The sequence below is a fragment of the Bacteroides sp. OM05-10AA genome (genome assembly GCF_003439055.1).
Taxonomy (GTDB): domain Bacteria; phylum Bacteroidota; class Bacteroidia; order Bacteroidales; family Bacteroidaceae; genus Bacteroides; species Bacteroides intestinigallinarum.
Genome location: NZ_QSUR01000022.1, coordinates 1 through 12,313, shown reverse-complemented (window position 1 = coordinate 12,313; position 12,313 = coordinate 1). Strand labels below are relative to the sequence as shown.

The following is a 12,313-nucleotide window of genomic DNA, read 5'->3' as shown; positions in this document are numbered from 1 at the left end:
CGAAGCAATTTATGAAGAACTTCATCCGGCCTATTTTTTTATTCTTATTTATATTGATTTTTAATGTTGCGGCATTTGCGCAATGGTCGCCGGCTGGCGATAAAATAAAAACTCAATGGGGAGAGCAGATAGACCCGAATAATGTATTACCGGAATATCCGCGTCCCATCATGGAGCGTACCCAATGGATGAACCTGAACGGTTGTTGGGATTATGCTATTGTTCCTAAAGGAATGGAAGCTCCTGCTGTATACGATGGTAAGATATTAGTCCCTTTTGCCGTTGAATCCTCGCTGTCCGGAGTAGGGAAAAGAGTGGGAGGTGAAAAGGAAGTATGGTATAACCGTGTATTTAATGTACCCGAGAAATGGAATGGTATGAATGTTCTTCTTCATTTTGGAGCTGTAGATTGGAAAACCGATGTGTGGGTAAATGACATGAAAGTAGGAGAACATACAGGTGGATACACTCCTTTCTCATTTAATATATCTTCCGCCTTGAAAAAGGGAGGAAATAAACTGACTGTTCGTGTCTGGGATCCGACAGATAAAGGAGTACAACCACGTGGAAAGCAAGTAGAACGTCCGGAAGGTGTTTGGTACACTCCAGTTACAGGTATTTGGCAGACTGTTTGGTTGGAGCCTGTGCCTGTATGTCACATCACAAACGTGCGTACTACGCCTGATATTGATCTACGCCGGATCAATGTGACCGTTACTACTAGTGAGAACTTTACCGACCGGGTAAGAGTGAAAGTTTTTGATGGTGAACAATTGGTTACCGAAGGGCTGGCCGTAAACAAACAGGCAATAGAACTGACAATGCCCGAAAATGCTAAACTATGGTCACCTCAATCTCCTTTTCTTTATAAAACAGAGGTGACTTTGGAGAACAATGGCAAGATAGTGGATAAAGTGAATGGCTACGTTGCCATGCGGAAATATTCAACCCGACGGGATAAGGATGGCATAGTACGGTTGCAGCTGAATAATCAGGATTTATTTCAATTTGGTCCTTTGGATCAGGGGTGGTGGCCTGACGGACTCTATACAGCTCCCAGTGATGCGGCTTTGCGTTATGATGTTCAAAAGACAAAAGACTTTGGCTTTAACATGATTCGTAAACACATCAAAGTGGAACCGGCCCGATGGTATACACATTGCGACCAGTTAGGGATTATTGTATGGCAGGATATGCCAAGTGGTGATCGTAATTATGAATGGCAGAACCGGACTTATTTTGATGGTATTGATTTTAAACGTTCGCCAGAATCGGAAGCGGTTTATCGTAAGGAATGGAAAGAAGTCATTGATTACTTATATTCTTATCCTTGTATTGGTGTCTGGGTTCCGTTTAATGAGGCTTGGGGACAGTTTAAAACACCGGAGATTGCAGCTTGGACCAAACAATATGATCCGTCTCGTTTAGTAAATCCGGCAAGTGGCGGCAACCATTATACATGTGGGGACATGCTTGACTTACATAATTATCCGGCTCCTGAAATGTATCTTTATGATGCCCAAAGAGCAAATGTTTTAGGAGAGTTCGGTGGAATTGGTATGATCTGTAAAGAACATCTGTGGGAACCGGATAAGAATTGGGGATACGTCCAATTCAATTCTTCTCAAGAGGCAACAGACGAATATCAGAAATATGCGGATATGCTGTATAAACTTATTCCGAGAGGTTTTTCTGCTGCTGTTTACACACAAACCTCTGATGTTGAGATTGAAATAAATGGCTTACTGACTTATGACCGTAAGGTTGTAAAGCTTGATGAAGAACGCTTACGGAAAATTAATGAGAAGATATGTAATGCATTACGTTAGTGATAGAATAGAATAACTCTTATAAATTTAATACGATATGAAAAAATTAAGATTTTTAATGGCTTGTGCCTTGCTGGCTTTTCTTTGGTCTGAAGGAAGTTATGCAAATACTACTCTGGAAAACACGGGTAGTTCCCAGCAACAGCAATATTGGAAGATTAAAGGAAAAGTCTCTGATGAGAAAGGAGAGGCACTGATAGGGGCGACTGTGAAAATTAAGAATGCGACACATGGTACGGTAACCGATGTTAATGGTAATTTTGAGATCGTGCTGCCTCCCGGTGGTGTTCTCATTATAAGTTATATCGGCTATAGAGAACAAGAACTGAAAATCAATTCACAGCGTACCTATGATATTGTATTGAAAGAGGAAACTGCCGGACTTGATGAAGTGGTAGTGACTGCTTTAGGTATTAAACGTGACAGGAAAGCTTTGGGATATGCCGTCAGTGACGTGAAAGGAAAAGAACTCGAAAAAGCGAAAGAGACCAATGTTATAAACGCATTGGCCGGTAAGATTCCGGGATTGGTCATTTCTCAAACGGCTGGTGGTCCTGCCGGAAGTACGAGAGTAATTATTAGAGGTAATACTTCTTTAACTGGTAGCAACCAACCTCTTTATGTAGTAGATGGCGTACCGTTGGATAATTCTAATTTCGGTTCGGCCGGTGCTTATGGAGGATATGATTTGGGAGATGGAATCTCGTCCATCAATCCCGATGATATTGAATCCATGTCTGTGTTGAAAGGTCCTGCTGCTTCTGCTTTGTACGGTAGTCGTGCTGCACATGGAGTTATTCTTATAACGACCAAGAAGGCACAAAAGAATCAGAATCGCAGGGCGATAGGAGTGGAGGTAAACTCAACTGTTACTTTTGAAAAGCAACTTACAGAATATGATGATGTTCAGACAGAATTTGGCCAGGGATGGGATGGAAGAATTAATCTGAATGATGATGATGCAAAATCGGCTTGTGCCAGTTGGGGACCCAGATACGATGAAGGAATTGCTTTTAAGTATTTCGACGGAGTGACTCGTCCTTTTATATACAGGAAAGACAATATAAAGGGATTCTTTAACACAGGTGTTACAGCCACAAATTCTTTGATTCTAAGTTCTGCCAAAGAGAACAATAGCATAAGATTGTCGTATACGAATCTGACTAATAAGGATATTATGCCTAATGCCAAGATAAGCAGGAATACGATTGATTTAAGAACATTCTTTAAGCTTGCAGAGAAACTGGAAGTTGATTTCAAAGTCAATTACGTAAATGAATATGTAAAGAACCGTCCGGCATTAGCAGACTCAAGAACGAATGTAGCTAACAATCTGATGAACCTGGCAGGAAACTTTGATCAGGTATGGTTGAAGGATAATTATATGCATTCGGATGGAACCTACTACGACTGGAACCGAGGAGATGTCTGGAATATCAACCCCTATTGGGTGCAATATGCAATGAAGAATACGACACAGAAAGACCAGTATTTTGCAGTCGCTTCATTTAAATATAGTGTAAATAAGAATCTGTATTTCAAATTGACCGGTGGTGGTGAGAACGTGAACTTCTCATTTATGGATTATATTCCATATTCTACCCCTAGTACTTTATTGGGACAATTACAAAAAAGTACTTTTGAAAATAAGTCTTATAATGTGGAGTTTATAGCTAATTATCAAAATAGCTTCAAACGCTTCAATTATGGAATTACATTAGGAGGGAATGTGTATCACGTAGATAATAAGTCGCATACCATAACAGCTAAAAATATGTCAATGCGTGAGACGGTGGCTCTGCAAAGTTTCCTGCAAAAAGAGATTACTGAAGGTAGCTGGCGTAAAGAGATTAATTCGTTATTTGGAATGGTAAACCTTTCCTGGAAAGATTTATTGTATGCAGATGTGACGTTAAGACGGGATCAGTCGTCCACACTGCCGGTAAACAATAACGTTTATTTTTATCCTTCAGTTGGTGGAAGCTTCTTGTTTTCAGAATTGATTAAGCCGAATCCGATTCTTTCATTTGGTAAATTAAGAGCTTCCTGGGCACAAGTCGGTAGTGATGCAGACCCTTTCATGTTGGATTTGAACTACATTATGACGGATAAAACCTTTGGTAATTATTCTACGGGATATATTAGTACGGGTACTATTCCTAATAAAGATTTGAAACCATCCAAAACCAATTCTTTTGAGATTGGAGTGGATTTGAAGTTTCTGAATAACCGGATCGGACTGGATTTTACTTACTATAAACAAAACAGTAATAACCAGATTATGAATGTTGCCACATCAGTAACATCAGGTTATGGTACCAAACTGATAAATGCAGGGGAAATAGAAAATTCGGGAGTAGAGATTGCATTGAATACGACACCGGTTCAAACGAAAGATTTTTCTTGGGATTTTAATTTTAACTTTTCGAATAATAGTAACAAAGTGAAGTCCTTGTCAACAGGAATCGAGAGTCTGGAATTGGCAGCTGCCCGTTGGCTGGGAGTAAAAGTACTGGCTGTTCCGGGAGAAGAATACGGAGTAATTATGGGACAGGACTTCTTGAGAAATGAACAGGGAGACGTGATTATCAATGCTGATTCCGGTTTGCCTGAAATAACCAGTGATATGAAAAAGTTAGGGAAAGCAACCTGGGACTGGACAGGGGGACTAACGACTACTTTCAGATATAAGCAATTTACTTTATCGGCAATTTTTGATATTAAAGTAGGAGCAGATATTTATTCTATGACAGCGCGTGGCTTGGCCAAATCAGGTAAAGCAGCATATACTGTAAGGGGACGTGACGAATGGCATAAATCGGAAGAACAGCGTTTGGAAGCTGGAGTTGCTGAAGGAAACTGGCAATCTACCGGTGGGTATGTTGCAGAAGGAGTTGTTAAGCAAGTGGATGCCGCAGGCAATGTATCTTGGGTGAAAAATACCAAAGCGATTGCTCCATACGATTATTGGGGATATATCTGTGATAAGACAGCTTCGCCTTTTATCTATGATAATAGTTACGTCAAGATGCGTGAGTTAACGTTCGGATATACCTTTCCCAAAAAGTTGATAGAGCGTTATGTTGAGTCGTTAAGTGTTTCATTTGTTGCGCGAAATCCTTTTATTATCTATAAGAATGTACCGAATATTGATCCGGACTCAAATTATAATACTTCTGCTATAGGTTTGGAATATGGTTCGTTACCTTCCAGAAGAAGTTTTGGATTGAATGTGAATATTAAATTTTAAATTGTCCGACTATGAAAAGAATATTGAATATAAAGTGGATGCACTCTTTGCTGTTAAGTGTCCTTTTGATGGGATTTAGTAGTTGCATAGACTATGAGGATTTTAATAAAAATCCAGTAGTGGCTACGACTATCGATCCGAACTCACAGTTATCCTACATACAATTATGTATGGGTGGTGATTGGCTGATGGAACAACCGTTTGCCTATTATTATTCAGGTTTTGTTCAACAACTGCAAGGTGACTGGTCGGCAACGCATTTTGGTGGCGAATACCTGATTGATGATGCACAGTTTCAACAACCATGGGAGCGTATTTATACTTGTCATCTGAAAAATCTGGCGGATATTCTTTGGAGAACGGAGGCAGATGTTGAACAGAAAAATATAAATGCGGTGGCCAGGATTCTGAAATGCTACTTTTTTCTTATCCTGACTGATATGTATGGTGATATTCCATATTTTGAGGCAGAGCAGGGGTATATAACAGGAAATGTTACCCCAAAGTTTGATGAGCAGGAACTGATTTATAAAGACATGCATAAAGAACTTCTGGAAGCGGAGGAGCAACTGGATGAAAAAGCTGATAAACTGACCGGTGATATAATTTATAGTGGTGATCTAAAGAAGTGGAGAAAATTTGCCAATACTTTAAACTTTCGTATTGCCATGAGATTGGTTAAAGTAGCTCCGGAGCTTGCAGAAGAATGGGTGACTGCTATTTGTAATATTGAATCGGGTCTTTTGGGAGTTGGAGATGATGCATTAATTCATTATATGGATTTATTGGATTGGGACGAAACGGAGTTCAGGCGTAATGGCTTGGCGCAGTTGTGGCGTAGCCGGGAGAATGCTCCTATGTGTTATTTCTGTACTACGATGTGGGATAAGTTAAAAACGACCAATGATCCCCGTCTGTTGATTTTAGGAAGATGTTATGCCGAAGATTCAACAGATCCATTTTTAAGAACAGATTTGACGGACTTTATTATAGAGAAGGCTCCGAAGCAACTGGAATCAATAGAAGCAATAAAACCGGGATTCTACTGGTGGGATAATTGGCCTGCTGGATTTATGGATGGAGATACGTATTACGGAAAGGAATGTCGTCCACAACTGAACAAGGGATTTATAAAGGGAGATTCTCCGGCCATCTTTATGAGTTATGCAGAAACTGAACTTTTACTGGCAGAAGCAAAACTACGCTGGCCGGCCATCAATGACAGTAAAACAGTAGAGACTCATTATTCAAATGGAGTAAAGGCGGCCATGGGATTACTGAAAAACTTTGATCTGGGAGAAGAAGTCTCCAATACGGAAATGGCCAGTTATCTGTCCCGGAATCCGCTACCATCAGATAAAGATGGACAATTACAGTTTATCAATGAGCAATTATGGATTTTACATTTGATTAATCCGTCAGAAGCTTATTCTAACTGGAGACGTTCGGGATATCCTGTATTGAAACCTTCAACAGAATATGGCGCAGCAGTCAAAGACTCCCGTACTATTCCCAGAAGATTGAAGTACCCGTTATTTGAGCAGACTTATAATCCGACCGGATATTATGAAGCAGTCGGAAGAATGGGAGGAGAAGATAACTGGAATTGTAGAATTTGGTGGGACAAAGAATAAAATACTATGATTATGAAAACATGGAATATTATAAAATCAATTTTCTTTATTAGTATTTATGTACTAATAGCCGCGTGCAATGATGATGCGGCAGAAGAATCTATTTCGGCAGATAATTATCCTCGCATCATTGCGACAAGCCCTACATTACCGATGAAAGGTGAAAATGGGGAATTGGGAAAGCTCAATGTAAAGCAGGGGGAGACAATTACGATAAAGGCTATTTATACTCCTTTTGAATATGCAGAAGCTGTATGGTATGTGGATGGAGTACAAGAGGGAACCGGAGATGAATTTAAATACAGTAATGAGACTCCGGGAATTTATCATTTGAAGTTGGTTGTAAGTACTACCAGCTATGAAACCACTCGGGAAGTGAATCTTAATGTATATTCAACGGGTACTGGCGGAGAGTTTTCTGGTTTTGAAATTCACAAAGGAGTGAATATTGGTAATTGGCTCTCACAAAGTAGTGCAAGAGGAGAAGAAAGGAAGAATAAGTTTAAGGAAACCGATGCTATATTTTTAAGTCAACAGGGATTTGACCATTTGCGGTTACCGGTGGATGAAGAGCAGTTGTTTACAGAATCAGGTGAAGTCGATGAAGAAACTTTGAATCTGATATATAAAACTGCAGATTGGTGTCAATTGTATAATATGAGATTAATTTTTGATTTTCATATACTGCGGTCTCATAATTATGAAGCGGATAATAAACCTCTATGGACTAGTAAGGAAGAGCAGGATAAGTTTGTACGGATGTGGAAAACAATTCATGACAAGCTTCAACAATATCCTGATGATATGTTAGCGTATGAGTTACTGAATGAACCTGTAGCTCCCAGCAGTGATATTTGGAATACGTTAGTGAATCGCCTGATAACAGAATTGCGTGAAGTTGCCCCAGCAAGAATGTTGATAATTGGTTCTAACTTGTGGAATAGCGTGTCTACAATAAGTGATTTGCAGATACCAAGTGAAGATAAAAATATAATGTTGACTTTCCATTATTATGAGCCTTACTTGTTGACTCACTATCATGCTAGTTGGACAGACTTTGCCAATCTTAATTTACCGTTGAATTATCCGGGACTTTTGGTCAGAGATGAAGATTTCAATAATCTTCCTGCCGATCAACAGGAGATTGTGCGTCCCTATAAACAGGAATATACCCGTGAATCTATTTTGAATAACATCAATGTGGCTGTTACGGCTGCTCGGGCAAAGGGAGTGAAATTGTATTGTGGTGAATTTGGTTGCCTGCCTTATTCTAATCTGACTTCACGTTATGCGTGGTATCGTGATTTAGTTTCTATTTTTAATGAGACCGAGATTTCGTATGGTGTATGGGAATACAATGCGATCTTTGGTTTCTGTACTCCTGACGGAGGATTGAAGGATGCCACTTTAGTCGATATATTGTTAGGGAGAGAAGGAGCGGAACTGACTACCATCTATACTGTTGAGGCAGAGGATTGTGAAAAAGGCGGAGGTACTATGATTATAGAAGACAACGCTGCGGCTTCAGGAGGAAAACATGTGAATCATTTTTGGGGAGATTCTAATTTAAAATTTGATGTGACTGTTGAAGAGGCGGGAGTTTATTATTTGAAGATTCGTTATGTTTGTGGTACTGACGTGTGGATTTACTCCCAAGTGAATGGCGGGGTGAAGCAAATGATACCTTGTCCGAACTCCGGAGGTTGGTGGAGTGAATTTACAGATGCAAAGACTGTCGTAAATCTTTCGGCTGGTAAAAACACAATATCTTTCACTCCGGAACCAACGGGAAGTCCTATCCTTGATAAATTTGAGGTTTGTAAAATAAAGAAGTAAGTAGGTATATGGCAAAATATATATTTCTGTTTTTTCTATGGATAGCTGGCTTCGCTTATGGGTGTGGAGATTCGGAGACATCTGTTAATGATGATATCCCTGTGAGTAAGGCTCCTACTTCAATAAAATTGCCTCATTTGATTAGTGATAACATGGTATTGCAGCAAAACTCAAAAGTAATTTTGTGGGGAGAAGCTACACCTAAATGTACAGTTACAATATCAGCTTCTTGGATAAAGCAGGATATAGTAGTGAATGTTGATGGTAAAGGGCAATGGCAGGCGTCTATTATGACGCCTGCCGGTGGTCCTGAAACGCAGACACTTTCGTTTGATGATGGCGCTTCCGCCCCATTAATCGTACGGAATATATTGATCGGGGAAGTTTGGATATGTTCCGGACAGTCGAATATGGAGATGCCTTTAGGAGGCTGGGAGGGATGTCCTGTAGATAATATGGAAGAGGCTGTGACAAATGCTGATAAACATTCGGAAATTCGTATGTTGACGGTTGAACGTAACAGTGCAACTGTGTCCCAAAATGAATTGAAAGGAGACTGGCTGGTTGCTTCTTCCGGACAAGTAAAAAGATTTAGTGCTGTTGCTTATTATTTTGCATTGGAGCTACAGGAGAAGTTGAATGTTCCTGTTGGACTGGTGGTTGCTGCCTGGGGTGGTTCTGATATAGAATCATGGCTACCCGGTGGAGATAAATATAATGGTATGCTTTATCCATGCCATAAGTATGCAGCTAAAGGATTTCTGTGGTATCAAGGAGAATCGAATGTCTGGAAATGGTATGAATATCAGAAGAATATGAAAGAGTTGGTAAAATCGTGGCGTTCATTGTGGGAAGGCTCTTTGGGGACGGGTGAAAATATGCCTTTTTATTATGCCGAGATAGCACCGTATGCTTTGCCGGAAGATAATGGAGCCACAGGAATTGTTTCTGCTCTTTTGCGTGAGGTCCAATATGAAGTTCAGAAAGAGATTATGCCGGCTGGTATGGTTTGTACAAATGATTTGGTTGCATTATTAGAGGAGAATCAGATACATCCGGCAAATAAAAAAGGAGTAGGTATGCGTCTGGCACATTTGGCTTTGAACCAAACTTACGAGCATGGTGAAATAATCTCCGCCAGTCCTTCTTTTGAGGGAATGTGTATGGAGGATGGTAGAGTTCTACTAACTTTTAAAAATGTAGGTGGTGGCTGGATGGACATTGATAAGAATAGTGTGCTTCAAAATTTCGAGCTGTCAGATGGAAAAACACTGGTCGATGGATGTTATGTTTTCTATCCGGCATCGGATATATCATTTGGGGATGGTGATGTAGTCACAGTCTCTTCAGATAAGGTTGCTGCTCCTAAGTATATCCGTTATTGTTTCCGTAATTTTATGTTGGGATATATGCGAAACAAGGCGGGGTTACCCTTGATTCCTTTTAGGGGTGAGAGCAATATCGGAGGGACTTATATGGTTGAGGTCGAAAGTGGAACTTCAAGTGGCACATCAGTGGCTTTGAGCGATAATCCGTATGCTTCAGGCGAGCGACTTCTTACTAATTTTTATGGAGATGCACGTTTGAACTTGAATTTAGTGGTAGAAGAGGAAGGCTTATATGAATTGAGTGTCTACTATATGAGTGAGGTGGATGCTGCCGTCCGGATTCAAGTAAATGGAGGAGTACAACAGAATCTGAATTGTTCTGCATCCGGTAGTTGGTGGAATAAGTTACAATGTGCAGGAATGACAGTGACACTATTAAAAGGGGAAAATACTATCGTGATAACTCCGGAAGCCAATGGAGGACCTAACCTGGATAAAGTAAATGTTGTAAAGATAGAAAGAAAATGATGAATCAGATTGTTCGAATGAGAGTTACAGTATTATTAATTATAGTTGCGGTGATGTGGACTAACCATACAATATGGGGAAATGTCCGGATGGAGAGTCTACAGTCAAATTTCGAAATTACGAGGGGAGTGAATATTAGCCACTGGCTTTCTCAAAGTAAAGATAGGGGTGAGTTGCGGAAAAGTAAGTTTGGCAGGGACGAAGTAGCTTTTCTTAAAAAGATGGGATTTGATCATTTACGTTTGCCGGTTGATGAAGAACAGTTATTTACTCCTTCAGGGGATATAGATACAGAAACGATGGGATTGATACATCAGGCAATTAGTTGGTGCCGTGAGTTTCAAATGCGGATAATTGTTGATTTTCATATTCTTCGTTCTCATCATTTTGGTAACAATGAGAGACCTCTATGGACAGATCCCATTGAACAGGACAAGTTTATTCATTTGTGGAAACTTATAAATAGGGAATTGGAAAAGTATCCGGAGAGTTTACTGGCATATGAATTATTGAATGAGCCGGTAGCTCCGGAAAATGGGGTTTGGAATGAACTGGCAAAGCGCCTGATAAAGGAGTTACGGGAAGTAGCATCCAAGCGTATGCTTATATTAGGATCTAATTCTTATAATAGTGTTAATACGATAAAAGATTTGCAGATACCTAAGGGTGATCGTAATATCATGTTGACATTCCATTGTTATGAGCCTTATCTATTGACCCATTATCGTGCGTCGTGGACAGACTTTGCCAAACTTGATATCGCATTGACATATCCAGGTGATTTAATTAATGAAAAGGATTTTGAGAAATTGTCTGATGAAGAGAAAAAGATTGTTGCTCCTTATAAAAGAATGTATAGTAAAAGGACCATTGCCCATGAAATAGAACAGGCATTAAAAGTGGCTAAAGAAAATGGAGTAAGATTATATTGTGGAGAATTCGGCTGTCTACCGTTTGGAAACCATGCTTCACGTTATAACTGGTACAGAGATTTAATCTCCATATTTCAGAAAAAGAAAGTTGCTTATGCATGCTGGGATTACAAATCTATTTTTGGTTTTTGTAACACGGATAAAACCATAAAAGATGGTGTTCTTCTCGCTATTCTGCAAGGTAAGGATATTAGGGATTGGGAACAAAAAAGTTTGATTGAGGCAGAGAAATGCGAAATGATTGGAAGCTCTCTTTCTATTATTGCCAACCCTTATGCTTCAAATGGTGAGGTGGTGAAGGATTTCTTTGGTAATTGTAGTTTGATCTTTAATGTCGTTACTGAAAATGCTGGTGAGTACTTATTTAAGATACGCTATACGAGCGGAGAAGATGTGGGTCTTAATTTGCAAATAGGGAATTCACGTCAGGTAATCCGTTGTCCGAATACAGGTGGTTGGTATGATAAATTTGAAGAAACAGAAATCTATATCAATTTACCCAAAGGACAAAGTGTCTTGTGTATTACTCCGGGAATGAATGGAGGACCTATTTTGGATAAATTTGAACTGTTTAAAGAAGTCACTGATTAGAAGTAAGGTAATTAATTAAAGAATTCATGTCAATGATGAGAAGAATGAAAAGATGTTGTCTTTTAGTTATATATAATATATTATTAATACCGACTCTGTTATCACAGAATCATTACGAGAATGAAATGGACTGTTTCATTACCGACTTAATGGAGCGGATGACTCTCCGTGAGAAACTCGGACAACTGAACCTGCCTTCGGGCGGTGATCTCGTGACAGGTTCGGTGATGAACGGTGAACTTAGCGATATGATTCGCAAACAGGAAATAGGTGGCTTCTTCAATGTCAAGGGGATCCAGAAAATTAGTGCCCTGCAACACCTTGCGGTAGAAGAAAGTCGGTTGAAAATACCTCTACTTGTAGGTGCAGACGTTATCCACGGTTA

Annotated in this window: 7 protein-coding genes; all 7 read left to right on the top strand. The window is 39.7% G+C overall.

Annotation, left to right across the window (positions count from 1 at the left end):
• Nucleotides 1-11: 11 nt before the first annotated feature.
• Nucleotides 12-1,829 carry a glycoside hydrolase family 2 protein gene (locus tag DXB58_RS17005; RefSeq protein WP_122137638.1) on the top strand — a complete coding sequence of 606 codons (1,818 nt, stop codon included), beginning with the start codon at nucleotides 12-14 and terminating at the stop codon, nucleotides 1,827-1,829.
• 37 nt (nucleotides 1,830-1,866) lie between these two features.
• A complete protein-coding gene (locus DXB58_RS17000; RefSeq protein WP_122137637.1) occupies nucleotides 1,867-5,079 on the top strand; it encodes a SusC/RagA family TonB-linked outer membrane protein in 3,213 nt (1,070 codons plus the stop codon).
• 11 nt (nucleotides 5,080-5,090) lie between these two features.
• The gene (locus DXB58_RS16995) at nucleotides 5,091-6,713 is read left to right on the top strand and encodes a SusD/RagB family nutrient-binding outer membrane lipoprotein (protein ID WP_008999715.1); all 1,623 of its coding nucleotides are present in this window, start codon (nucleotides 5,091-5,093) and stop codon (nucleotides 6,711-6,713) included.
• Nucleotides 6,714-6,725: 12 nt separating this feature from the next.
• Nucleotides 6,726-8,549, top strand: coding sequence for a cellulase family glycosylhydrolase (locus DXB58_RS16990; RefSeq protein ID WP_122137673.1), 1,824 nt, complete (start codon nucleotides 6,726-6,728; stop codon nucleotides 8,547-8,549).
• 8 nt (nucleotides 8,550-8,557) lie between these two features.
• A complete protein-coding gene (locus DXB58_RS16985) occupies nucleotides 8,558-10,405 on the top strand; it encodes a sialate O-acetylesterase (RefSeq protein ID WP_122137636.1) in 1,848 nt (615 codons plus the stop codon).
• The gene (locus tag DXB58_RS16980; RefSeq protein ID WP_122137635.1) at nucleotides 10,402-11,928 is read left to right on the top strand and encodes a cellulase family glycosylhydrolase; all 1,527 of its coding nucleotides are present in this window, start codon (nucleotides 10,402-10,404) and stop codon (nucleotides 11,926-11,928) included. Before DXB58_RS16985 ends, DXB58_RS16980 begins: the two co-directional genes overlap by 4 nt.
• A gap of 125 nt (nucleotides 11,929-12,053) precedes the next feature.
• On the top strand, nucleotides 12,054-12,313 hold a 260-nt coding region (locus DXB58_RS16975; protein ID WP_304650868.1), incomplete at its 3' end, for a glycoside hydrolase family 3 N-terminal domain-containing protein.

Excerpts from the sequence above, each read along its gene's own strand:
- DXB58_RS17005 (WP_122137638.1), top strand. The coding sequence starts at position 12 with ATGAAGAACTTCATCCGGCCTATTTTTTTATTCTTATTTATATTGATT.
- DXB58_RS16990 (WP_122137673.1), top strand. The coding sequence starts at position 6,726 with ATGAAAACATGGAATATTATAAAATCAATTTTCTTTATTAGTATTTAT.
- DXB58_RS17000 (WP_122137637.1), top strand. The coding sequence starts at position 1,867 with ATGAAAAAATTAAGATTTTTAATGGCTTGTGCCTTGCTGGCTTTTCTT.
- DXB58_RS16995 (WP_008999715.1), top strand. The coding sequence starts at position 5,091 with ATGAAAAGAATATTGAATATAAAGTGGATGCACTCTTTGCTGTTAAGT.
- DXB58_RS16980 (WP_122137635.1), top strand. The coding sequence starts at position 10,402 with ATGATGAATCAGATTGTTCGAATGAGAGTTACAGTATTATTAATTATA.
- DXB58_RS16985 (WP_122137636.1), top strand. The coding sequence starts at position 8,558 with ATGGCAAAATATATATTTCTGTTTTTTCTATGGATAGCTGGCTTCGCT.